At 70.4% G+C, this 22,246-nt stretch carries 21 protein-coding genes and 1 pseudogene; 13 read left to right on the top strand and 9 right to left on the bottom strand.

What is annotated here, in order from left to right:
• Positions 1-1,353, bottom strand: coding sequence for an MGH1-like glycoside hydrolase domain-containing protein (locus JKJ07_RS40400; RefSeq protein ID WP_202997284.1), 1,353 nt, complete (start codon positions 1,351-1,353; stop codon positions 1-3).
• Positions 1,354-1,620: 267 nt separating this feature from the next.
• Here JKJ07_RS40400 and JKJ07_RS40395 point away from each other — a divergent pair, with 267 nt between their 5' ends.
• Complete coding sequence (locus JKJ07_RS40395; RefSeq protein ID WP_202997283.1) at positions 1,621-3,015, top strand: hypothetical protein; 1,395 nt, start codon at positions 1,621-1,623, stop codon at positions 3,013-3,015.
• 77 nt (positions 3,016-3,092) lie between these two features.
• Positions 3,093-4,661 carry a hypothetical protein gene (locus tag JKJ07_RS40390; RefSeq protein ID WP_202997282.1) on the top strand — a complete coding sequence of 523 codons (1,569 nt, stop codon included), beginning with the start codon at positions 3,093-3,095 and terminating at the stop codon, positions 4,659-4,661.
• Between the two features lies 1 nt (position 4,662).
• Here the strand turns inward: JKJ07_RS40390 and JKJ07_RS40385 are convergent, their stop codons facing one another.
• Entirely contained in the window at positions 4,663-5,727 is a 1,065-nt protein-coding gene (locus JKJ07_RS40385) for a DNA polymerase ligase N-terminal domain-containing protein (protein WP_202997281.1), read from the bottom strand.
• 190 nt (positions 5,728-5,917) lie between these two features.
• Between JKJ07_RS40385 and JKJ07_RS40380 the strand changes: the two genes are divergently transcribed.
• Together JKJ07_RS40380 and ctaD are read left to right on the top strand one after the other, a co-directional pair.
• On the top strand, positions 5,918-7,024 hold the full coding sequence (locus tag JKJ07_RS40380; RefSeq protein ID WP_202997280.1) for an FAD-dependent monooxygenase: 1,107 nt from the start codon (positions 5,918-5,920) through the stop codon (positions 7,022-7,024).
• Between the two features lie 136 nt (positions 7,025-7,160).
• Complete coding sequence (ctaD, locus tag JKJ07_RS40375; protein ID WP_202997279.1) at positions 7,161-8,915, top strand: aa3-type cytochrome oxidase subunit I; 1,755 nt, start codon at positions 7,161-7,163, stop codon at positions 8,913-8,915.
• Between the two features lie 367 nt (positions 8,916-9,282).
• Here the strand turns inward: ctaD and JKJ07_RS52060 are convergent, their stop codons facing one another.
• The 5 genes from JKJ07_RS52060 to JKJ07_RS40350 all read right to left on the bottom strand — a co-directional run bounded on the left by JKJ07_RS52060 (position 9,283) and on the right by JKJ07_RS40350 (position 14,513).
• Positions 9,283-9,762, bottom strand: a complete 480-nt coding sequence (locus JKJ07_RS52060) for a TetR/AcrR family transcriptional regulator (RefSeq protein ID WP_307834651.1) — start codon at positions 9,760-9,762, stop codon at positions 9,283-9,285.
• A gap of 260 nt (positions 9,763-10,022) precedes the next feature.
• Positions 10,023-10,343, bottom strand: coding sequence for a DMT family transporter (locus JKJ07_RS40365; RefSeq protein ID WP_202997277.1), 321 nt, complete (start codon positions 10,341-10,343; stop codon positions 10,023-10,025).
• An 870-nt stretch (positions 10,344-11,213) separates the two neighbouring features.
• Complete coding sequence (locus tag JKJ07_RS40360) at positions 11,214-12,587, bottom strand: MFS transporter (RefSeq protein WP_202997369.1); 1,374 nt, start codon at positions 12,585-12,587, stop codon at positions 11,214-11,216.
• A 50-nt stretch (positions 12,588-12,637) separates the two neighbouring features.
• Positions 12,638-13,216 carry an isochorismatase family protein gene (locus tag JKJ07_RS40355; protein WP_202997276.1) on the bottom strand — a complete coding sequence of 193 codons (579 nt, stop codon included), beginning with the start codon at positions 13,214-13,216 and terminating at the stop codon, positions 12,638-12,640.
• A gap of 10 nt (positions 13,217-13,226) precedes the next feature.
• Positions 13,227-14,513: a nicotinate phosphoribosyltransferase gene (locus tag JKJ07_RS40350; RefSeq protein WP_202997275.1), complete on the bottom strand. Its 1,287-nt coding sequence runs from the start codon at positions 14,511-14,513 to the stop codon at positions 13,227-13,229.
• 105 nt (positions 14,514-14,618) lie between these two features.
• Here JKJ07_RS40350 and clpS point away from each other — a divergent pair, with 105 nt between their 5' ends.
• The 5 genes and pseudogenes from clpS (at position 14,619) to JKJ07_RS40325 (ending at position 17,371) form a co-directional block, all read left to right on the top strand.
• Positions 14,619-14,909 (top strand): ATP-dependent Clp protease adapter ClpS, encoded by a 291-nt coding sequence (gene clpS / locus JKJ07_RS40345; protein ID WP_202997368.1) that lies wholly within the window; start codon positions 14,619-14,621, stop codon positions 14,907-14,909.
• An 18-nt stretch (positions 14,910-14,927) separates the two neighbouring features.
• Positions 14,928-15,428 carry a DUF2017 domain-containing protein gene (locus JKJ07_RS40340; RefSeq protein WP_202997274.1) on the top strand — a complete coding sequence of 167 codons (501 nt, stop codon included), beginning with the start codon at positions 14,928-14,930 and terminating at the stop codon, positions 15,426-15,428.
• A gap of 95 nt (positions 15,429-15,523) precedes the next feature.
• Positions 15,524-16,014, top strand: a pseudogene (locus tag JKJ07_RS40335) (M67 family metallopeptidase).
• Positions 16,015-16,085: 71 nt separating this feature from the next.
• Positions 16,086-16,400 (top strand): MoaD/ThiS family protein, encoded by a 315-nt coding sequence (locus JKJ07_RS40330; RefSeq protein WP_202997273.1) that lies wholly within the window; start codon positions 16,086-16,088, stop codon positions 16,398-16,400.
• Between the two features lie 5 nt (positions 16,401-16,405).
• Positions 16,406-17,371 (top strand): PLP-dependent cysteine synthase family protein, encoded by a 966-nt coding sequence (locus JKJ07_RS40325; RefSeq protein WP_202997272.1) that lies wholly within the window; start codon positions 16,406-16,408, stop codon positions 17,369-17,371.
• Positions 17,372-17,389: 18 nt separating this feature from the next.
• Here JKJ07_RS40325 and JKJ07_RS40320 read toward each other — a convergent pair whose 3' ends face one another.
• Positions 17,390-17,800 (bottom strand): hypothetical protein, encoded by a 411-nt coding sequence (locus JKJ07_RS40320; RefSeq protein ID WP_202997271.1) that lies wholly within the window; start codon positions 17,798-17,800, stop codon positions 17,390-17,392.
• Positions 17,801-18,061: 261 nt separating this feature from the next.
• Here JKJ07_RS40320 and JKJ07_RS40315 point away from each other — a divergent pair, with 261 nt between their 5' ends.
• The 4 genes from JKJ07_RS40315 (at position 18,062) to rdgB (ending at position 21,603) form a co-directional block, all read left to right on the top strand.
• On the top strand, positions 18,062-18,808 hold the full coding sequence (locus JKJ07_RS40315; RefSeq protein ID WP_202997270.1) for an MBL fold metallo-hydrolase: 747 nt from the start codon (positions 18,062-18,064) through the stop codon (positions 18,806-18,808).
• A 71-nt stretch (positions 18,809-18,879) separates the two neighbouring features.
• Positions 18,880-20,091, top strand: a complete 1,212-nt coding sequence (locus JKJ07_RS40310) for a glycosyltransferase (protein ID WP_202997269.1) — start codon at positions 18,880-18,882, stop codon at positions 20,089-20,091.
• Positions 20,092-20,186: 95 nt separating this feature from the next.
• Positions 20,187-20,915 carry a ribonuclease PH gene (gene rph / locus JKJ07_RS40305; protein WP_202997268.1) on the top strand — a complete coding sequence of 243 codons (729 nt, stop codon included), beginning with the start codon at positions 20,187-20,189 and terminating at the stop codon, positions 20,913-20,915.
• A gap of 73 nt (positions 20,916-20,988) precedes the next feature.
• A complete protein-coding gene (rdgB, locus tag JKJ07_RS40300; protein WP_202997267.1) occupies positions 20,989-21,603 on the top strand; it encodes an RdgB/HAM1 family non-canonical purine NTP pyrophosphatase in 615 nt (204 codons plus the stop codon).
• Here rdgB and JKJ07_RS40295 read toward each other — a convergent pair.
• On the bottom strand, positions 21,600-22,223 hold the full coding sequence (locus tag JKJ07_RS40295; RefSeq protein ID WP_202997266.1) for a TetR/AcrR family transcriptional regulator: 624 nt from the start codon (positions 22,221-22,223) through the stop codon (positions 21,600-21,602). The two genes, rdgB and JKJ07_RS40295, sit on opposite strands and share 4 nt — an antisense overlap.
• Positions 22,224-22,246: the final 23 nt, after the last annotated feature.

Raw genomic sequence — 22,246 nt, 5'->3', positions numbered from 1 at the left:
TCAACCAGCTTTCGCGTACGCCGGCACCGACCGGTCGGCGAGCAGGTCGAGGGCCAGGGCGGCCGTCCAGCTGAACGTGGGCGCGCCCAGGCCCTCGCCGTTCTTCGGGTGGAAATACTCGAAGTGGCCGTGGCGGTGCACCAGCCGCACCATCGCCGCCCGCAGGTCCTCGGCCTCGTCGAGCCGGCCGTGGGTCAGCAGGCCGCGGCGCAGCAGCCAGTTCACGTTGATCCAGACCGGTCCGCGCCAGTAGCGCCGGGTGTCGAAGTCGGGCGCCGTCCGGTCGTAGCTCGGCACCGGCAACCCCGTCTCGTCGGGCAGCCCGAACCGCTCCGACCGGGCCTCGGCCAGCACCCCCTCGACCTGCTCGTCGTGCAGGTCGGGCAGCATCAACGGGATCAGGCCGCTCACGCAGCGGGCCGGGCTGAGCGTGCCGGTGCGCACGTCGCGGGCGTGGAACGTACGGGTCTCGGGGTTCCACAGCCGTTTGATGATCGCGGCGGTGATCCGCTGGGCCCGCTCGCGGTGGGCCTCGGACTCGGCGGCCAGCCCGAGCACGGCCGCGATCTGAGCCAGGGCCAGCTCGGCGGCGCCCAGGATCGCGTTGAACGAGGGGCACTCGACGGCGAACGCGTGCCGCCGCAGCAGCCCGGTGTCCGAATACTGCTCGGCCCGATAGCTGAGGACCAGCCCCACGTACCGGGCGTAGTCACGATCGGTCGGGCGGTGCGCGGCGTCGGCGACGTCGAGATCACGCCGGCGGAACGTGGTCAGCAGCCCCATGTCGGCCGGCACGTTCGCCATGGCGGCGTCCCAGGCCGGGCTGTTGTCGAGCCCCGATTCCCACGGGTGCACGATGCTGGCCAGCCCACTGCCGCCGAGATCGCGGCGCGTCGTCAGATAGTCCTGCTGGGCCACCAGCCGGGGATAAAGCCATTCCAATTCCCCGTACGCCTGTTGGACGCAGGCCGCCCCGTGCGCGGAGGCGCGCCGATAGACCTCCCACGCGGCCACGGCGTGCAGGGGCGGCTGGACGATCCCGGTGCTCCCGTGGGCCGGGCGGTTCGCGTACGGGGGGACGCCCCAGAACGCGGGACCCGGGAAGTAGTCGGCCTCGGCGGTCGCGGGGTCGAAGACGATGTGCGGCACGCGCCCGTCCGGCCACTGGGCCTCGAACAGGCTGCGCAGGTCACGCCAGGCGCGGGACGGGTTGACGTAGGCCAGGCCGACCGCGATGAAGGCGGCGTCCCAGCTCCATTGGTGGGGGTAGAGGCGGCGGGACGGGACCATGTGGTCGCCCTGCCAGTTGACGTCGAGGACGCGGGCGGCGGAGTTCCAGAGTTCAGCAGACATCTCGGTCACGGGTGCGGAGGGTGGGGGGCTGTCGGCGTGCATCTAAACAGAAGACCTTTCCGCTGCGGTCACCGGTAAACCCTTCATCGGGCGGCTCGGACTCGAGTGAAGGGAACCCGTCAGCCGGACCATGGGCACGGACTGCCGGTGCGCCTATGCTGACTTCACGTTAACGTAAGATGACGATCTTGTTACGGGGCCACGCGCTCGCTCGCGACTCCCTATGCTGCGGGCGCTCACGCTGTTCCGGGACTTACGGAGAAACCCATGCGTCGACCCGTTCTGCGCCGCCTGTTCGCCGGTCTGGCCGCATTGGCCCTGGTCCTCGTGTGGGCGCAGCCCGGCCGGGCCGCCGCCAAGGCCAAGGTCGACTTCTTCGTCAAGAGCTACACGATCGCGCCCGGACACGGCGAGCTGATCTACACGCTGCTGTTCGCCGATCGGCCGCTGCCGGTGGCGCGCGGCGCGGTCTCCCTCAAATACCGGTTCGTCAATCAGAACAAGGTCTTCCGGCTGCAGGAGGCGGGCCACCCGAACAACTGCAGCGTCGACATCGAGACCCTGCTCGAACTCAACTGCAGCGCCGAGGTCGCCTCGCTGACCCCGGCCGGTGTCGACTCCGCGGTCGTCGGCTGGGTGCAGGTCGACGGCGCGGCCAAGCCCGGCGACCAGGCCACGCTCACCGCGACGATGACCGTGAAGGGCTACGCCCCGGTCACCCGTACGGCCCGGATCGTGGCCGGCGAGGGTGTGGCGCTCACCCCCGTCGAGCCCGAGAAGGAGCGCTCGGCCGCGCCCGGGGCCACCATCGACACCCCGCTGACGATCACCAACTCGTCCGCGGTGCCGGCCCAGGGCACGGCGATCGTCGCCTCCACGCAGTACGCCTTCGAGTCCCGTACGCAATACAGCAACTGCGCCTACCTCGACGGCGTGCTGACCGCGTGCGTCTTCCCGCAGACGCTCGCCGCGGGCGCGTCCTATCGGGTCACGCTGCCGCAGCGGGTGCGCAAGGACACGGCGGCCCCGAGCGAGCAGTACGCCGGGTGGCGCTGGATGACCGACGAGGAGTTCGCCGACCTGCGGCAATACGTGATCAAGGGCGGGTTCGGCCGGCTCGGCCCGGCCGGCAAGGGCGGCGTGCTCAAGCTGACCGAGGTCGTCACCGCGAAGGCCGGGCCGCCGCAGGCCTCCGTCACGGAGTACGCGGCGCACGGTCTCAAGCTCACCGTCACCGGCACGAAGTCGAGCGACCTGGCCGCCGTCGCCGCCAAGGGCAAGGGCAAGAAGGGCGCGGTCGTCACCGTCTCGGCCGCCATCCGCAACAACGGGCCCGCCGCGATCGACCACAGCCGGGTCAACCGCACCTGGCCGACCGTGCGCTTCTACGTGCCCAAGGGCACGACCGCGGTGCGCGTGCCCGGCAGCTGCTTCCCGATGGCCAGCACCGGCAAGATCGACGAGAACCGGCCCGGGGCGCCCGGTTCGCTGCGCTACAGCTGCGACTACTACACCCTGCTCAAGGTCGGCGGCACGCTTAAGTTCGCCTTCGGGCTCCGGATCAACCAGGTGATCAAGGGGGCCCGGGGTGCGGTGGCCGTCGGGGCGCCGGCCACCGAGCTCAACAAGAAGAACAACACCGCGGCCATCGTGATCAACTAGGGCTCGGGATCGCGGGCTGCCGTGAAGATCCCTACACTGCGGACGTTTTGGTGTTCGGGTCATGCGGAGGAGCCCCGATGCGTCCACTTGTCCTGCGTCGTCTGCTGGCCGGCCTGGCCGCACTGGCGCTCGTCCTGGCCTGGGCGGTGCCGGCTCAGGCCGCCGCGCCGGTCAGGGTCTACTTCCACGTCAAGAACTTCACGATCGCGCCCGGAACCAGCACGGCCATCTCGTCCCTGCTCTACGCCGACGAGACCTTGCCGGTGCCCGCAGGCGCGGTCAGTCTCCAGTACAGGTTCATCGACCAGGACCCGGCCTTCCGGTTCCAGGAGGCGGGCCGCCCGAACAACTGCAGCGTGACCCTCCCCGACAGCGTCGAGATGAACTGCGTCGCGGAGGTGTCCGCGCTGACCCTGGCCGGTGTCGACTCCGGGGTGGTCGGCTTCATCGAGATCGCCGACGACGGCGTGATGGGCGCGCAGGCCACGCTCACCGCGACGATGACCGTCAAAGGACACGCACCGGTCACCCGGACGGCCAGCGTCACGATCGGCGAGGAGGTCGACCTGACCGCCGTGACCGGCGACCGCATCGTGAAGGTGGCGCCGGGCGCCTCGGTCGACCCGCCGCTCGTGATCGCGAACTCGGGCTCCAAGGCGGTGCGAGGCGTCGGGTTCCACGCCGGCCACCCCTACTTCCTCGAGAGCCGTACGCAATTCAGCAACTGTGAATACATCGACGGCCGGTTGAGCGGGTGCACGTTCGACCAGACGCTCGAGCCCGGGACCACGTACCGGGTGAACTTGCCGTTCCGGGTCCGGGCCGACACCCTTGCCCCGGAGATCACGGCCACTGAGTACCGGTGGATGACCGACGAGGAGCTCGCCGACTACCGGCAGTGGATGCAGAACGGCGGTCACGAAGGGACCGGCACGCCCGGCCGTGGTGGTGTGCTGCGGCTGACCCCGGTGCCGACGGCCAAGGCCAGTTCTCCGCAGGCCCAACTGCCTCCGGAGCGGGCCAAGCACAACCTGAAGTTCGAGTTCACCGGGCGGAACTCGGCCGACCTGGCCGCGGTCGGCGCCACGGCGACGGGTGCGAAGGGCGCCGTGGTCACCGTTCCGGTCGGCCTGGTCAACCGCGGGCCGGCGACGCTCGACAACTCCTGGAACAGCAGCTGGCTGAACACCCAGTTCTCCGTGCCCAAGGGCACCACGGCGGTCCGGGTGCCGGACGGCTGCTACCCGATGTCCGCCGACGGCACAGACGACTGGACCCGGCCCGGGGCGCCGGGTGCGCCACGCTACAGCTGCGGGCCCTCCTCCTCGCTCTCGCTGCTCAAGGCCGGCGGCACCGCGAAGGTCGCGTTCGGGCTACGCATCGACCAGGTGATCCCGGGAGCCCGGGGCGCGGTGACGGTGGGCGCGCGGGTCCACACGGGCTGGGTGGCCGAGCTGAACCCGGCCAACAACACGGCGGCGGTCGTCATCAACCCGGCCGCGGCGCCGGCCCCCGGTGGTGGCGAGGGTGGCGGCGGTGGTCTTCCGATCACCGGGCCGCAGGGCGCCCTGTTCGGCGGGATCGGTCTGCTGCTGGTGCTGGGCGGGGCGGCGGCTGTCTTCTTCACGCGGCGCCGGTCGTCCTGATTTATGCGGCGGCCCGCCTGATCTCAAGCCAGAGGCGGCTGCGGCGGCCGGGCAGGTAGGGGGAGTCGAGGCGTTTCGCCACGACTCCCCGCAGCCCCTGGGCCGCGGCTGCCTCCAGGGCGAATTCGCCCCCGCCGGGAAAATAAGGTGGGGTCTGCCAGTGGTCGCCGTTGATCCCCAGCCCCTCCAGCAGCTCGCGGCGCTCGCCGTAGCGGACCGCCTCGACCGTGCTGTGCCCCTCCAGCCACAGGAGGTCATAGGCGAGGAAGTGAACCGGAGTGCGCTCGGCCGCGCGCTTGGCCGCGCCCGAGTCCTTCGGCTGCTTGCGCCGCTCCAGCAGGGCCGGATCCGGCAGCGTCACGATCTCCCCGTCGAGCACGGCCTCGATCGGCGCCAGCTGCGGCCCGAGCGCCCGGACCTCCGGATACCACGAGGTCACGTCGTCGCCGTCGCCGTTCAGCAGGCGCACCCGGCCGCCCGAGACGAAGGCGATCGTGCGCCGGCCGCCCCAGTCCATCTCGTAGCCCCACTCGTCGTCCTCGCCGGGCAGGTGGGCGGCCCTGGTCGCCAGCATCGGCGGCGCCACCTCGGGCATCGTCTCCCAGCCGGCCTCGGGCGGATCCATCCGGCGGACCATCCAGTCGTTGCCGCCGGTCTGAAAGAAGACGTACCGCCCGTTCGAGCGATCCCCGCGGAACGTGACACTGATCTCGTCGTCGCGCCACTTGTCCGTCTCGTACGTCCCGCTGTCGAAAATCGTCATCCGCCCGCCGCCGTACTCCCCGGCCGGAATCTCACCCGAGAAGTCCAGGTATTCGAGCGGATGATCCTCGGTGTGCTTGGCCAGGTTGTTGCGATGCTGATCACGAGGCAGCCCCCGCGGCACCGCGAACGAGACCAGCACCCCCTCCCGCTCGAGCCGCACATCCCAATGCAGGCTCCGCGCATGATGCTGCTGAATCACAAACCGCCGCTGGTCAGTCGGCCGCGGCGAGGCTTCCGGCACGGGTTCCGGAGTGCGCGAAGCGTCTCGTTTGCGGCGGTAGTCGTCGAGACGGTCGGTCATGGCCTTCAGTGTTCTCCCGTGAACGGCGGAAATACACCGGCGTAATTCGCCGTACCCACGTGCGAGAGTGAAGGCATGGGCGTCATCGGAACAATTCGGACTCCTCGATGATCGCGGGTTTTGCCCGACGGTGGCGCGGGGTAGTGTCTTGGCTCCAACGCGTGTCCGACGGGTGGGAGGCAAGGCTGCGATGACGTTGCGCATCCTGGTGGTGGGCGCGGGAATCGCCGGGCTGGCCGCGGCGCGGGCCCTGCGTCTCGCCGGTTTCCGGCCCGACGTGGTGGAGGAGCTGCCGGCCTCCATGCTTCCCGGCGCCGGCATCTATCTCCCGGGCAACGCGTCCCGTGCGCTGCGCCAGCTCGGCCTCGACGCGCCGCTTCGCCCGCTCGGTGACCTGATCTTCCGGCAGGTCTTCCTAGACTCGCGGGGTCGTGAGCTCTTCGAGATGGATGTGGCCGCCCTCTGGGCCGGCGTCGGCGAGTCCCGCGCCCTCTCCCGGGCCGATTTGCAGCAGGTCTTGCTGACCGGCGTCGGCGGCGAGGTGCGTTACGACACCGCCGTACGAGATCTTGAGATCTTCGACCACACCGCCAAGGTCGAGTTCGCCGACGGCAGCGTCGCCGAATACGACCTGGTCGTCGGGGCCGACGGCCGCCGCTCGACGATCCGGGCCAAGGCCGGGCTGGGCGGCGCCGCCACCCCCACCGGCCAGATCGTCTATCGCTCGGTCGTCGCCGGTGGCCCGCCCCTGAGCGACTGGACGGCCCTGCTCGGGCGCCGGTCGTCGTTCGTGGCGATGCCGATGGGCGGCCGCAAGCTCTACTTCCACGCCGACGAGACCGCCCCCGACGCGCCCAACCCCGAAGATCCGCTGGCCCGGGTGCACGAGTTGTTCGGCGGCTTCGGCGGCCCGGTCCCCGCGATCCTCAAGGCGATCGAGAAGGTGCAGGTCGCCCGCACCGACGAGGTCGTGCTCGACGCCTGGTCGCGCGGCCCCGTGGTGCTGGTCGGTGACGCGGCCCACGCCACCGCCCCGACCCTGGCCCAGGGTGCCGCCATGTCGTTCGAAGACGGCGTGGTGCTCGGCGAAGAGCTGCGAAAAGTCACCGACGACGTGCCGGCGGCCCTCCAGGCGTACGAGAATCGCCGTCGCCCCCGCTGCGCCGAGATGCGTGACCGCACCCGGGAACGCGACCGCACCCGCGACGTGCCGCCCGCTCTGCGCGACCCGATGCTTCGCAGGCGTGGCCTGCGGATCTTCTCCGATCACTACCGTCCGTTGGTCCAGCCCGCCTGAGCGCGACACGAACCGTTGTTGACCTCTTTGGTCACCCCCCGCCCGCGGGGGGTCGGCGGGGGACTATTCTGCCTGCGAGGTACGCCTTTCATCTCTGGCGTACTGAGTGGGACGAACGAGACAACGGAGGCTATTCGTGACGACCGTTGCGCCTAAGCCGATCGTGACCCGGCCTTACCCGGTCAGACGGCAGGTCAAGGGTTCGGCGCTAGCCCGAATTCTGCGCACGACGGACGCGAAGCAGATCGGGATCATGTACATGATCACGGCCTTCGTGTTCTACATGCTCGGCGGCCTGATGGCTCTGCTGATGCGCACCGAGCTGGCGCGCCCGGGCATGCAGTTGCTCTCCCCTGAGCAGTACAACCAGCTGTTCACGATGCACGGCACGATCATGTTGCTGTTCTTCGCGACGCCGATCGTGTTCGCCTTCGCGAACTTCGTGGTGCCGATCCAGATCGGCGCGCCCGACGTGGCCTTCCCGCGTCTGAACGCGTTCGCCTACTGGCTCTACCTGTTCGGCGGCACGATCACGATCAGCGGCTTCTTCACGCCGGGCGGCGCGGCCGACTTCGGCTGGTTCGCGTACACCCCGCTGAGCGACTCGCTGCACTCGCCGGGCGTCGGCGGCAACATGTGGGTCGTCGGCCTGGCCCTCTCCGGCCTGGGCACGATCCTCGGTGGCGTCAACCTGATCACCACGGTGCTCACCCTGCGCGCCCCCGGCATGACGATGTTCCGCATGCCGATCATGACGTGGAACATCCTGGTCACCAGCCTTCTGGTGATCATGGTCTTCCCGTTCCTGGCGGCCGCGCTGTTCGCCCTCGCCGCCGACCGCGTGCTCGGTGCGCACGTCTTCGACGTCGACACCGGCGGCCCGATGCTGTGGCAGCACCTCTTCTGGTTCTTCGGCCACCCCGAGGTGTACATCGTGGCGCTGCCGTTCTTCGGCATCATCACCGAGGTCATCCCGGTCTTCAGCCGCAAGCCGGTCTTCGGCTACAAGGGCCTGGTGGCCGCGACGCTGCTGATCGCCGCGCTGTCGATGTCGGTGTGGGCGCACCACATGTTCGTCACCGGCCAGGTGCTGCTGCCGTTCTTCAGCTTCCTGAGCTTCCTCATCGCGGTCCCGACGGGCATGAAGTTCTTCGTCTGGATCGGCACGATGTGGCGCGGCCAGATCAGCTTCGAGACGCCGATGATGTTCGCGATCGGCTTCCTGGTGACGTTCCTGTTCGGCGGTCTGTCCGGCGTGCTGCTGGCCTCCCCGCCGATCGACTTCCACGTCTCCGACTCGTACTTCGTGATCGCGCACTTCCACTACGTGCTGTTCGGCACGATCGTGTTCGCCGTGTTCTCGGGCATCTACTTCTGGTTCCCGAAGATGTTCGGCCGGATGCTCGACGAACGCCTCGGCAAGATTCACTTCTGGCTGACGTTCATCGGCTTCCACGCGACGTTCCTGGTGCAGCACTGGCTCGGCACCGAGGGTATGCCCCGGCGCTACGCCGACTACCTCGCCAGCGACGGGTTCACGTTCCTGAACACGTTCTCGACGATCGGCTCGTTCGTGCTCGGCCTGTCGACGCTGCCGTTCATCTACAACTGCTGGAAGTCGTACAAGGTCGGCCAGGTCGTGACCGTCGACGACCCGTGGGGCCACGGCAACTCGCTCGAGTGGGCCACGTCCTCCCCGCCGCCGCTGCGCAACTTCGACCGCATGCCGCGCATCCGCTCGGAGCGCCCGGCCTTCGACGCGAAGTTCCCGGAGCTGGCCGCGGGCGAACAGTCCATCGCCGGCCCGCCCGAGGGCGGCGCCCGCCCCCTGACCAGGGAATCCGACGGCGGCGCGACATACCCCGAAGACACCGGCACCAACCGCAATTGAAGTTTCTGACAACGGCCCGCCTTCTCCTGAGGGCGGGCCGTTTTCGCTTTGTCCGCCCTCTGCCGGCCGCCGCGCTTTGTCCGCCCCGGCCCGCAACGCCCGAGCAACTCGGCACCGGGCGCCACGACCAGCCGCACCACAGGTGTCGCGAGCATCCCCCGTCTCGCGCGGCACGGCATTCCCCGTCTCGCGCGCCCCCGGCATCCTCCGTCTCGCGCCCCCGGCATGCCCCGTCTCGCGGGCGGCACGGGCATCGCCCGTCTCCCGCGGGCGGCACGGCATCGCCATCTCGCGCGGCGATGCGCCGACGAGCCCCCTCACCGGCCGTCAGGGGCGGCGGATGATCATCGGAGTGATTGCGGGCACCCTACGGGCGTGTCAGGCGGCGGACGGTGGCTGTGAGGGCGACCGGGTCTACTTCCTGACCGGTGATCAAGGCCTGAAGCGTGACGCCGTCGAAGAGCGCCATCACGTCGTGGGTGGCATCGTGGCCAAGGTGCGGCTCGAGGATGTCGCGCATGCCGGTCAGCCAGGCCATCGCCAGCGGGCGGAGGGCGGCGTCCCGGGCGGCGGCCACATAAAGCTCGCACTCGAGCTGGGCCCGCCGGCGATCCGCGAGGTATTCGACGATCAGCTCGGCCACCGCCGCCGGGATGTCGTCGGCCTCCCGGAGCCGCCCGGCCCACCGGTCGAAGTCGTCCTGCAACCCGGCCGCGGCCAGCTGCAACCCCGCGGCGATCAGGTCGTCGAGCGTGGGGAAGTAGTAGGTGGTCGCCCCGAGCGGAAGGTCGGCCTTGGCCGCGACCGCCCGATGCGACGTGCGGGCCAGCCCCGACTCCGAGATCACCTCAAGGGCCGCCGCGGCAAGCGCCCGCCGCCGCGCTTCCGGATCCCGAGCCCGCTGCGGCCGCCGGGGCTCCCCGTCGGCCCGCCGCCGCGCGGGCTGCCCCGGCGCCGGACTGTCATCATGCTGCGGTTCCCGATCACTGCGCCGCCGCCTGGGCCGCGCCGCCGCCTCCGGCTGTGGTGCCCGATCGGCCCGTCGTCGCGCCGGCGCCGTCCCGTCCGCGGCATCGGCAGGGGCGTTGGAGTGTGGTGCGGAGTTGCTCAATGGGCACCGCCCAGGTTCACGGTCACTACGCCGGCGATGATGAGGCTGACGCCGACGACCTTAACCGTCGTGAGCGGCTCGCCGAGGAAGACCGCGCCGATGGCCACGATCGCGGCGGTGCCGAGGGCGGACCAGATGGCGTAGACGACGCCGACCGGCAGATCTTTCACGCAGACGGCCAATGCGGCGAACGAGACCACGTAACCGGCCAGGCACCCGATAGTCGGCCACAGCCGAGAGAAGCCTTCCGTCGACTTCAGCATGCTCGTCGCCAGGACCTCCGCGCTGATGGCGACCAGCAAAAACACGTAAGGCACGGCGTTCCTTCTCTCGACTTGTACGACTGTACAAGTACGAACGTACAAGATGCTTTGGCAGGCGCCATCATGACCTGAGTCACAGCAGCTCAGGATGGGTTCGGAGCTGCCACCCAAGCTTGGAACGGCCGTTGGCTGAGTGAGCAGAGGAGCGGCCGAGTCAAATGACGTCGGGCCGACTGAGGCACTGGGGAGAGGTGCCGGCCTGAGTGATGTTCATGCCGAACGATGTCGCAGCCTGGACGGCGGGGAGGCGGCGCGAGCGGACGGTAATGGGCTGGGCCGGCCCGGACGCCACCGAGCTGGGCGAAGCACGTTGGCCTGGCGGAAGGACGCGGAACGACGTTGCGCCGACGGGCGAGCAGTGGGGGACGCCGGGCCGGACGTCGGGTCGACCGGACCGGGTTGAGCGACGCTGTCCTGGTACGTCGAGCCAGCGTGCGAGGCCGGGTGACGCTGTGCTGGGTTTTGGTCTGAGCGGGTGCTCGGGTTGGGCGACATTGCGCTGGGGGCATCGGCCGAGCGGGCGTCGGACTGCGCAACATCAGCCGGGCGACGCTGGGCTGCTCAACTTGAGGCCGGGCGGCGCTGGGCTGCGCAACGCAACGCCACGCCGGGCTGCGCAAGTAGGGGACGTAGGCCGTTGCGTTGCTCTTGTTCCACCGCCCGACAAACGCACGCCGGGCTGTGCAACGCACGCCGGGCTGTGCAACGCCGGGCGGCGCTAGGCCCCGCGCAACGCCACGCCGGGGCTGGGTCAGGTTGGGTGGCGTCAGCGCCGGCGGGACTTGGTTCTGCTGGCTGCAGGCGTGAAGCAGGCCGGGGCGGCGCTGGAGAGCCGGCGGGGCGGCGGGCCGGAGGGAGGGGCGGTCAGGGGCGGCGGGCGGAGAGGGTGTCGTTGTGGGGGGTGTGCTGGCGTGGGGTGCGGTCGGCGGGGGTTTCGTTGGGGGAGTCGGCGGCCGGGAGGATGGAGGCGGCCAGGGCCGGCTCGGTGGTGGGGCCCGACTTGCCGGTGGTCAGAGTCGGCTCCGGCGCGGTGGCGGGTGGGGATTGCCGGCGGCGGCGTAGCTCCGTCGGGAGGACGAGCAGGGCGATCAGGACGCCCGCGCCGCCGACGGTGACGAAGCCCCAGGGTGGGGACAGGGTGTCGGCGGCGACGCCGGCCAGGGGGCCGCCCAGGGCCACGCCGACGGTGAGGGCCGAATTGTGCAGGCCCATCGCCTCGCCGCGGGCCGCGGCGGGGATCATGCGGCTGATGGCGTCGGCCGTGGAGGTGATCAAGGGGGCGCAGAGGGCGCCGGCCGGGATGAGGAGCAGCGCGATCAGCCACCAGTGGGCGCCGCCGAGGCTGACGAGCATGGTGGCGACGGCGAGCGGGGCGAGGATGACCACGGGCGGGAACGAGCGCTGCATCGTGCCGTAGGCGAAGCCGCCGAGCAGCGAATAGAACGCCCACATCGACATCACCAGCCCGCTCCAGCCCAGCTCGCCGTTGTCGCGCAGCACGGCCACCAGCGCCACGTCGGTGCCCGAGAGCACGAGCGTCGCGGCCATCGTGACGAGCAGGATGGCGACGAAGCGCGGCCCCAGCCAGCTGCGCCGCGGCACCCGCTCGCCGGCCGTGATGGGGGCCTCGTGCGCGGCCCGGACCGGCGGGTTGAGCAGCCAGAGCCCGACCCCGGAGGCCAGGATGCCGGCCGCCAGCATGAGCATCGCCCAGCGGCCCCCGGCGGTGGTGGCGACCAGCACGCCGAGCGCGGGCCCGGCCATGAACGACAACTCGGTGGTGATCGAGTCGAGCGCGAACGCCGGCAGGCGCTGGGCCTCGGGCGTCAGGGCGCTGATCGACTGGCGGGCCACCGAGAAGGCCGGCAGGGCCAGGAACCCGCCGAACAGCGCCATGACCAGCAGCGCCCAATACGGCACGGCCTGCGCGGTCGACCAGAAGATCACCTCGGCCACCGTGGTCAGCACGAGCACCGGTCGCAGGCCGCGCCGGTCGATCAGGCGGCCCATCATGGGCGCGCCGACCGAGCCGCCGATCGTGAACGCCGCGCCGATCAGCCCGGCCGCGCCGTAACCCCGGCCGAGGTCGGTGACCACGTGCAGGGTGAGCACGACGGCGCCGGCCGCGATGGGGATGCGCGCCAGCGTAGTCACCGCCAGCAGCGACTTGATGCCGGGCAGAGCGAGCGTGTCACGGTAAGGCTTGAGCCGCATGTCGTTCCTGACCTCCGAAGCAATATCCTGCCCCGGGGGTACGACAAAAAACCAACTTCTTGATCAGGCAGAAATCAGGACGACACGACCGGCGTTCCGGTGGTCTCGATCGACGCCGCGCGCAGCTCCTCGAGCGCGGCGGCCGTCGTGCCGGCCGCGACACCGGCCGTGAGCTCCAGCAACACCGTCGTCGCGAACCCCTCGGCGCGGGCGTCGAGCGCGGTGGCCCGTACGCAATGGTCGGTCGCGATGCCCACCAGTTCGACTTCCGTCACATCTCGCTCGCGCAGCCACGCGGCCAGGGTCTCGCCGCCCTCGGTCTGCCCCTCGAAGCCCGAGTAGGCCGCCTGGTATTCGCCCTTGCGGAAGACCGCCTCGACCCGCTCGGTGCGCAGCTCGGGGTGGAACTCGGCGCCGGGTGTGCCGACCACGCAGTGCCGGGGCCAGCTGTCGAGATAGTCGGGGGTGTCGCTGAAGTGGCTGCCGGGGTTGATGTGCCAGTCCTTGGTGGCGACCACGTGATCCCACCGGTCGCCGGCCTTCTCCAGCACCAGCGAGATGCCCGCGGCCACGGCGGCGCCGCCGGCGACCGCCAGCGATCCGCCCTCGCAGAAGTCGTTCTGCACGTCGACGATGATCAGCGCTCGTGTCACGGGACAACCCCTAAACGGTCGGGACGATGGTGACGGGGATGGCCGGGTCGCCGGCCGAGAGCTTGAGACCCTCCCACGGTATCGAGATCAGGCACTGACGCAGGTGCTCGCGGGATTCGGCCAGGCTGGGCAGCTCGGTGACCTCGCCGCCGGCGACGAACGAGCGCTGCAGGAGCCGGTCGTTGGCGGCGTGGTCGGGCACGCCCTGCGACACCACGATCTCCTCGGTCGCCGTGCCCGTGGGCTTGTGCCGCCGTACGGCCGTCTTGCGCCCGCCCACGGTCGCCTTGTTCTCCGAGCGCTTGACCACCGGGCGCCCCTCGACCTCGACCAGCTTGTAGACCAGGCCGGCGGTGGGCGCGCCCGAGCCGGTGACCACCGCGGTGCCCGCGCCGTACATGTCGACGGGCTCGGCGGCCAGGGTGGCGATCGCGTATTCGTCCATGTCGCCGGAGACCACGATCTGGGTCTCGGTGGCGCCGAGCGAGTCGAGCAGCTCGCGCGAGTGCTGGGTGAGCACCGACAGGTCGCCCGAGTCGATGCGGACGGCGCGCAGGTCGGGGCCGGCCACCGCGATCGCGTTGCGGATGCCCTGGCCGATGTCGTACGTGTCGACGAGCAGCGTGGTGTTCTTGCCGAGCGCGGCCACCTGGGAGGCGAACGCGGCCGGCTCGTCGTCGTGCAGGAGGGTGAACGCGTGGGCCGAGGTGCCGGTGGTGGGGATGCCGTAGAGCGCTCCCGCGGCGAGGTTGGAGGTCGAGGCGAACCCGGCCAGATAGGCCGCCCGGGCGGCGGCGACGGCCGAATCCTCGTGCGTGCGCCGGGAGCCCATCTCGATGATCGGCCGGCCCCGCGCCGCGGTGACCATGCGGGCCGCTCCGGCCGCGACCGCGCTGTCGTGGTTGAGCACCGACAAGATCAGCGTCTCGAGCACCACGCACTCGGCGAACGTGCCGGTCACGGTCATGATCGGCGAGCCCGGGAAGAAGAGCTCGCCCTCGGCGTAGCCGTCGATGTCGCCCGAGAAGCGATAGCCGGCCAGCCACTTGGCGGTCGTCTCGTCGACGATGCCCGCCCCGCGCAGGAAGTCGACCTCGGCCGGGCCGAAGCGGAAGTCTTTGATCAGCTCGACCAGCCGGCCCGGCCCGGCCACCACGCCGTAGCGCCGGCCGCCGGGCAGGCGGCGGGCGAAGACCTCGAAGACGCACTGCCGGTCGGCGGTGCCGTCCTTGAGCGCGGCGCTGACCATGGTCAGCTCGTACTGATCGGTCATCAGCGCGGGTGCGAAGGAGTTCACGAACCCACCCTATTGCGCGTGGCAGCTCCTTACGAACCGCGTCCTGACCTGCGTATCGGCGTTCCGGTTCACCGATGCGGCGAAACCGGTGGCACCATGGTGGGCATGGCGCTCCCCCAGGTCGCTCCGCTCGAGAGCCCCGAGATCGAGGAGGCACCCGCTGACGATCGGCCGTGGGTGACCATCGTCTGGGATGATCCGGTCAACCTCATGTCGTACGTGACCTGGGTGTTCCAAAAGATTTTCGGCTTCTCGAAAGAAAAGGCCGAAGCCCTGATGCTCGACGTGCACAACAAGGGCCGGGCGGTGGTCAGCTCCGGTGCGCGCGAGCGCATGGAGATGGACGCCAACCAACTGCACGGATACGGTCTCTGGGCGACGGTGGACCGGGATTGACACCGCGGGAGAGAGCAGATGTTCCGACGCAACGGCAGCCAGTGCGTGGCCACCTTCGCGGTCGACGAGGTGCGCGTCCTGCGCAAGGTCGCCGGTGAAGTGGTCGGCCTGCTGACCGACGGCATGGATCACACCGATCCGGTCGTCAGCCGGCTCTTCCCCGACATCTACCCCGATCAGCCGGACGACTCCGCCGAGTTCCGCCTCTACACCGAGGGCGATCTCAAGACCGGCAAGATCGACCAGGCCGGGGCGATCCTCGCGGCGCTGCCCGACGAGGGCGAGGGCGAGGTGCGGCTGGACGGCGAGGCCGCCGAGGCCTGGCTGCGCGCGATCAACGACGCGCGGCTGGCCATGGGCACCCGCCTCGACATCGGGGCCGACACCGACCTGAGCGACGAGCTGGACGCCGCGGTGCTGCACGACCCCGGCTCCAGCCGCGTGTTCCAGCTCAGCGTGTACGCCTACCTCGGCTACCTGCAGGAGTCGCTGCTCAACGCGCTGCCCGAAATCGAGTGAGACGCGCTGCCCGAAATCGAGTGAGACGCGCTGCCGGAAATCGAGTGAGAGCCGCCACGTCGGGATCAGGGAAATCTCACGGTAATGTGAACGGCGTGCTGACCATCGACAGCGCGATCGTCGACGCGATCGTCGCCCACGCCCGCCGGGACCACCCCGACGAGGCCTGTGGCGTCGTCGCGGGCCCGATCGGCAGCGACCTGCCGACCCGGCTCATCCCGATGGACAATGCGGCCCGGTCGATGACGTTCTACGAGTTCGACTCCATGGAGCAGCTGCGCGTGTGGCGCGAGATGGATGACAACGACGAGGAACCGGTGGTCATCTACCACTCGCACACGGCCACCGAGGCCTATCCGTCGCGCACCGACATCTCGTTCGCCGGGGAGCCGGGCGCGCATTACCTCCTCGTGTCGACCCGCGAGAGCGACTCGGAAGAGATTCGCTCGTTCCGCATAGTGGACGGCGTGGTGACCGAGGAAGAGATCAACATCGTGGATGCGACGGTGGACGCGTGATTGCGAGCGCTGTGCAGTCGTACATGTTCGGGCAGAGCCCCGTGTCGGTCTTCTACGAGTGTCGCTGAGCTCAGCTCGGCGAGACGAAGACCAACGACCCTGCCCTGAGTTCGACCTTCCTTTTGGAGCATTCACAGCCATGGCTATCGAAGTTCGCATCCCCACCATCCTGCGCAGCTACACCGGCGGCGCCAAGATCGTCGAAGGCGCCGGCGACTCGCTGACCGCGCTCATCGACGACCTGGACGCCAAGCACAACGGCCTCAAGGGGCGGCTCATCACCCCCGAGGGCGGGCTGCACAAGTTCGTCAACATCTACGTCAACGACGAGGACGTCCGCTTCCTCGGCGCGCTCGACGCCAAGCTCAGCGACGGTGACTCGATCACCATCCTCCCGGCCGTGGCCGGTGGCGCGCTGGGCTTCGTGGCGGCCGCCGCCCTGCTCGGGCGCTAACCGTCATGGCTCGCTACGAGAGCCTCTTGGACGCCTGCGGGGGCACGCCGCTCGTCGGCCTGCCCCGCCTGTCGCCGACGGTGCCCGAAGGGGCACCGCCGGTGCGGTTGTGGGCCAAGCTGGAGGATCGCAACCCGACGGGCAGCATCAAGGACCGGGCCGCACTCTTCATGGTCCGCGAGGCCGAGGAGTCGGGCCACCTGCGCCCCGGTGACACCATCCTCGAGCCGACCAGCGGCAACACCGGCATCGCGCTGGCCATGGTGGCCAAGCTGCGGGGTTACCGGCTGGTCTGCGTGATGCCCGAGAACGTGTCGGCCGAGCGGATCCAGCTGCTCCGCATGTACGGCGCCGAGATCATCTTCTCGCCGGCCGCGGGCGGTTCCAACCAGGCCGTGGCCACCGCGAAGCAGATCGCGGCCGAGCACCCGGACTGGAAGATGCTGTTCCAGTACGGCAACCCGGCCAACGCCCGCGCGCACTACGAGACCACCGGCCCCGAGCTGCTGCACGACCTGCCCACGATCACGCATTTCGTGGCCGGCCTGGGCACCACCGGCACCCTGATGGGCACGGGGCGGTTCCTCAAGGAGAAGGTCGACGGCATCCAGATCGTCGCCGCCGAGCCGCGCTACGGCGAGCTGGTGTACGGGCTGCGCAACATCGACGAGGGCTACGTGCCGGAGCTGTACGACGCGAGCGTGCTCGACCGCCGCTTCTCGGTCGGCACCCGCGACGCCGTGCTCCGCACCCGCCAGCTCGTCGAGGTCGAGGGCATCTTCGCCGGGTTCTCCAGCGGCGCGATCCTGCACGCCGCGCTCGCCGTCGCGCACGACGCGGTCAAGGCGGGCCGGCGGGCCGACGTCGCCTTCGTGGTCTGTGACGGCGGCTGGAAATACCTTTCGACGGGCGCCTACGGCGGCACCCTCAACGACGCCGAAGAGGCCCTCGAGGGCCAGCTGTGGGCCTGACGGCGGCCTGAGAACGGCCTAATAGAGGGCCGAGATCAGCACGTCCAGGGCGAGCGGCACGGTCGCGCCGGAGAGCAGCAGCCAGGGCAGCACGGGGCGGTGGATCGACAGGAACGAGGCCACCGCCAATGCCACGCTCAGCAACCCGAACAGGGCCAGGGCCGGCACGAACCAGAATGCCGCGCCGCCCAAGACGGTGACCAATGCGGTAATGCCGACACCGGCCGCGGTCAGACCGAGTCCGGCGGCCCACAACGCCATCGTCAGGACCCGTACGGTGCTCGGGGCGGGATCGTCGGGCGCCGGAAATCGGAAAAGCGTTTCGTCGTCCGGGGATTCCGTCCCGGTCGGGGTAGTCTCCCAGCCACCGAACGGCATGATCGCTGCCGCTTCGGTGCGCGCGGGGCGATCCTTCTCGACCGTTGTCACGCTGCCTCCGCCTGTTCAGTCCCCAGAAGTCCTCACTTTGTGCAACGCAAACGACTCACCGGACGTAACGGGAATTGCGCTAATGGCCGAGGTCACGGGGGCTGTGATGTACGTTGTCGATTTAGCGACAAATCGATCAGACGTTTACATGGCGCGCAGGTCCCGGCGTACGCTTCGCTGCGTGATTGACTGGTCTGAGGAAGTCAGCACGGACCGGTCGGGCGGGGCGTGTTCGACCCAGCGTGAGCCAAAGGGACCCGCATGCGACTGACCGTTCTCGGCTGTGCCGGCAGTTTTCCCGGCCCCGAGTCGGCTTGTTCCGCCTATCTCGTCGAGGCTGAGGGCTTCCGGCTGCTGATCGATTTCGGCTCGGGTTCGCTGTCCGCGCTGCAGCGCTACTCCGACATGAACAAGATCGATGCGATCATCCTGACCCACCTGCACTGCGATCACATGCTCGACGCGTGCACCTACATCGTGGTCCGTCGCTACGACCCGTCCGGCTCGCTGCCGCCGGTGCCGGTCTACGCCCCCCTCGGCGCGGCCGAGCGCATCTCCGCCGCCTACAGCCAGGACAACGAGCCGGTCGACGACGTCTACACCTTCTACGGCCTGCAGCCGGGCACGTTCCCGATCGGTCCCTTCTCGATCACGGTCGACCGGGTCAACCATCCGATCGAGACCTACGGCGTACGGATCGAGCACGGCGGGTCGGTGCTGGCGTACTCCTCGGACACCGCCCCGTGCGAACCGCTGCTGCGACTCGCCGCCGGCGCGGATTTGTTTCTGTGTGAGGCCAGTTACCTCGACGGCGCCGACAACCCCCCTGGCCTGCATCTCACCGGCGGGGAGGCGGGCGAGGCGGCCACCAAGGCGGACGTCGGGAGGCTGCTTCTGACCCATCTCGTCCCCGCGTGGGTCAGCGAGGCATCTATTGTGGATGCCGCCGTGGCCGCGTTTGCCGGACCGGTTGAGGTCGTGCGCCCAGGTGCCCGCTACGATCTCTAGGCCCTAGACCGGGGCGGGGGCACGGTCGGAGCAGCGGGAGCACCAGCGGATCGTGATCTTGGAGTTCTTGGATGCGCATCGTTCGCCTGGCCAACTTCGTGACGACCCATTCGGGTGGCCTGCGGACAGCACTTCGTTACCTCGGTGAGGGCTATCAGAACGCCGGCCACGAGGCGGTGCTGATCGTTCCCGGACGCGAGCGCTCCGACAAGCTGACCACGCAGGGCCGCGTCATCACGCTGCCCAGCGCGCCCCTCCCGCGTACGGGGGGCTATCGCGTCATGACCGGGCGGCGTGAGCTGACCGAGCTGCTCGACGAGCTCGAGCCCGACCGGCTCGAGGTCTCCGACCGCACCAGCCTGCGCTGGACGGGGGGCTGGGCCCGCAACCGCGGCGTCGCGTCGGTGATGGTGTCGCACGAGAGCCTGGCCGGCCTGCTCGGCGTCTGGGGCGTGCCCAAGCGCGACGCCGTGGCCGACAAGTTCAACCTGCGTACGGCAGAGTTCTTCGACCAGATCATCTGCACCACCTCGTTCGCCGCGGCCGAGTTCCGCCGCCTGGGCGTGCCCAACCTGACCGAGGTGCCGCTCGGCGTCGACCTCGACGTGTTCCACCCGGACAAGCGCGACGAGGCCGTCCGCGAGCGCTACGCCCGGCCCGGCGAGCTGCTGATCGCGTTCGCCAGCCGGCTCTCCGGCCAGAAACGCCCTGAGCTTGCCGTGGACACGATCGGCGCGCTGCGCAACGACAAGGTGCCCGCCGTGCTCGCCGTGGCCGGAGACGGCGTACGGCGGGCCGCGCTGGCCTATCGTGCGGCCCGCCTGCCCGTCCGCTTTACCGGTCACATCGCCGAGCGCCGCGCCATGGCCGCTTTGCTGGCGAGCGCCGACGTCGTGCTCGCGCCCGGCCCGGTCGAGACGTTCGGCATGACCGCCCTCGAGGCGCTGGCCTGCGGCACCCCGGTCGTGGTGAACGAGACGAGCGCGTTGCCCGAGGTCGTGGGTGACGGCGGGGTCGCGGTCCCGGGCACCCCGGAGGGCTTCGCCGAGGCCGTACGCCGGCTGATGGAGCGCCCCGAGGCCGACCGCCGGGCCGCCGCCCGCGCCCGGGCCGAGCACTTCGGCTGGCCGCAGGCGGTCGACGGCTTCCTGCGGGCCCACGGCGCGCTGCCCGAGGTGGCGGCCGTGGCGTCGCTCGCGCGGCAGCGGCCCAGCGCCGTGCTGCGGCCGGCGGTGCCTCAGCCGGCCGGGGCGGCCGACACCGCCACCGGCTGGTTCGGCTGATCCACGGGCCCCACGTCATCCACAGGGTGCCCGAGTTATCCACAGCCGGTGGGGCGGGCGCAGCGGTCCGGCCCCGGGCCTAATAAGGTTCTCCCATGGCACGCCCCGACGGCCGCTCGGCCGACCAACTGCGACCGGTGACCCTGACTCGGCACTGGAGCATCCACCCCGAGGGGTCGGTGCTCGTCGAGTTCGGCAACACGCGAGTGCTCTGCACGGCGAGCGTCACCGAGGGCGTCCCGCGCTGGCGCAAGGGCTCCGGGCTGGGCTGGGTCACGGCGGAGTATTCGATGCTGCCCCGCGCGACCAACACCCGCGGCGACCGCGAGAGCATCAAGGGCAAGGTCGGCGGGCGCACCCATGAGATCTCCCGCCTGATCGGCCGCAGCCTGCGCGCCTGCATCGACCTCAAGGCGCTCGGCGAGAATTCCGTCGTGCTCGACTGCGACGTGCTGCAGGCCGACGGCGGCACCCGCACGGCCGCCATCACGGGGGCCTACGTCGCGCTGCACGACGCGGTCGGCTGGCTGGCCGAGCGCAAGTCGCTGGCCGGCAAGGTCGACAAGGTCATGCACCGGTCGATCCAGGCGGTCAGCGTCGGCATCGTCGACGGCGAGCCCCGCCTCGACCTGATGTATCTCGAGGACGTCGCGGCCGAGGTCGACATGAATGTGGTGGCCACCGGCGACGGCGACTTCGTCGAGGTGCAGGGCACGGGGGAGAACGGCGTCTTCCGCCGCGACCAGATGGACGCGCTGCTCGACCTGGCCCTGGCCGGTTGCGCCGACCTGTCCGCCGCCCAGCAGAAGGCTTTGACCGCATGAGCGAGCTTGCGAGCGAATCATCAGGCACAGTGCCCGGCTCAGGCCTCTGCCGGAGCGAAGCGGGGGCGGGGGCATGAGCGCTAAGTTGCTGTTGGCCACGGCCAACCGGAAGAAGCTGGTCGAGCTCCAGCGCATCCTCGACACGTCGCTCGGGGCCAACCGCATCGAGTTGATCGGGCTGGCGTCCTTCGAGGGCTACCCCGACGTGCCCGAGACCGGGCTCACGTTCGGGGAAAATGCGCTGATCAAGGCGCGCGAGGGGGTCAAGCGCACGGGGCTGCCCACGGTGGCCGACGACTCCGGGCTCGCGGTCGACGCGCTCAACGGCATGCCCGGCGTGTTCAGCGCCCGCTGGTCCGGCGCCCACGGCAACGACGACGCCAACCTCGATCTGGTGCTGGCCCAGATCTCCGACGTGTCCGACCAGCAGCGCGGCGGCGCGTTCGTCTGCGCGGCGGCGCTGGTGCTGCCCAACGGCCGCGAGCATCTGGTCGAGGGCCGGCAGGCGGGCCGCATCCTGCGCGCGCGCCGGGGCGAGGGCGGGTTCGGCTACGACCCGATCTTCCTGGGTGACGGCCAGAGCAAGACCAACGCAGAGCTGTCACCGGCCGAGAAGGACGCGATCAGCCACCGGGGCAAGGCGTTCCGCGAGCTGTCCAAGGTGATCGCCCGCGAGGTCACGAGCTAACCGCGCGGGCGCACGCCGTCCAAGGCGAGCGTGACCAGGCGGGCCGCCTCGGCGTCGGCGTCGGGGCTGCCCTCGGTGGCCAGCGAGACGGCGTTGACCAGCGTGAGCAGGTCGATGATGGTCACCTCGGGGCGGACGGCGCCGGCCGCCTGGGCCGGGCGCAGCAGTTCGTTGCCCGCCTCGACCAGCATGGCCTCGCAGGTGCTGGCGGTCGGATTCTGCACGCCGCCGAGCAGCGACTTGGCGAGCCCGCGGGTGACGGCGCCGTAGGAGGCGAGCGACCGCAGCCACCCGGTGAGCGCCTGCCCGGCGTCGGCCGAGCCGCCCCCGACGGGCGGCGGCGACGAAAGAGCGGCGGGCGGCGGCGACGTAGGAGCGACGGGCTGCGGGGTGAGGCCGGCGGCCAGGTCGTGGGCCTGGGTGCAGAGGGCCGCCACCCGATCGTGGAAGACGGCCTCCAGCAGGGCCTGCCGCGACGGAAAATGCCGGTGCAGAGTGGCGGAGCCGACCCCGGCCCGGCGAGCGATCTCCTCCAGCGAGGCCTCGGCCCCGGCCCGGGCCACCTCGGCCTCGGCCGCGGCCAGGATCTGCTCGTAGTTGCGCCGGGCATCGGCCCGCATCGGTCGGGTGGCTCCTCCCACGC

This window comes from Paractinoplanes lichenicola (assembly GCF_016785085.1).
GTDB classification, from domain to species: Bacteria; Actinomycetota; Actinomycetes; order Mycobacteriales; family Micromonosporaceae; genus Actinoplanes; species Actinoplanes lichenicola.
Note: the sequence above shows the minus strand (reverse complement) of the source record. Positions and strands in the feature narration are given on the sequence as shown.

Excerpts from the sequence above, each read along its gene's own strand:
- JKJ07_RS40385 (WP_202997281.1), bottom strand. The coding sequence starts at position 5,727 with ATGACCGACCGTCTCGACGACTACCGCCGCAAACGAGACGCTTCGCGC.
- JKJ07_RS40395 (WP_202997283.1), top strand. The coding sequence starts at position 1,621 with ATGCGTCGACCCGTTCTGCGCCGCCTGTTCGCCGGTCTGGCCGCATTG.
- JKJ07_RS40330 (WP_202997273.1), top strand. The coding sequence starts at position 16,086 with ATGGCTATCGAAGTTCGCATCCCCACCATCCTGCGCAGCTACACCGGC.
- clpS (WP_202997368.1), top strand. The coding sequence starts at position 14,619 with ATGGCGCTCCCCCAGGTCGCTCCGCTCGAGAGCCCCGAGATCGAGGAG.
- rph (WP_202997268.1), top strand. The coding sequence starts at position 20,187 with ATGGCACGCCCCGACGGCCGCTCGGCCGACCAACTGCGACCGGTGACC.
- JKJ07_RS40340 (WP_202997274.1), top strand. The coding sequence starts at position 14,928 with ATGTTCCGACGCAACGGCAGCCAGTGCGTGGCCACCTTCGCGGTCGAC.
- JKJ07_RS40400 (WP_202997284.1), bottom strand. The coding sequence starts at position 1,353 with ATGTCTGCTGAACTCTGGAACTCCGCCGCCCGCGTCCTCGACGTCAAC.
- JKJ07_RS40380 (WP_202997280.1), top strand. The coding sequence starts at position 5,918 with ATGACGTTGCGCATCCTGGTGGTGGGCGCGGGAATCGCCGGGCTGGCC.
- JKJ07_RS40325 (WP_202997272.1), top strand. The coding sequence starts at position 16,406 with ATGGCTCGCTACGAGAGCCTCTTGGACGCCTGCGGGGGCACGCCGCTC.
- JKJ07_RS40315 (WP_202997270.1), top strand. The coding sequence starts at position 18,062 with ATGCGACTGACCGTTCTCGGCTGTGCCGGCAGTTTTCCCGGCCCCGAG.
- JKJ07_RS40310 (WP_202997269.1), top strand. The coding sequence starts at position 18,880 with ATGCGCATCGTTCGCCTGGCCAACTTCGTGACGACCCATTCGGGTGGC.
- rdgB (WP_202997267.1), top strand. The coding sequence starts at position 20,989 with ATGAGCGCTAAGTTGCTGTTGGCCACGGCCAACCGGAAGAAGCTGGTC.
- JKJ07_RS40390 (WP_202997282.1), top strand. The coding sequence starts at position 3,093 with ATGCGTCCACTTGTCCTGCGTCGTCTGCTGGCCGGCCTGGCCGCACTG.
- JKJ07_RS40295 (WP_202997266.1), bottom strand. The coding sequence starts at position 22,223 with ATGCGGGCCGATGCCCGGCGCAACTACGAGCAGATCCTGGCCGCGGCC.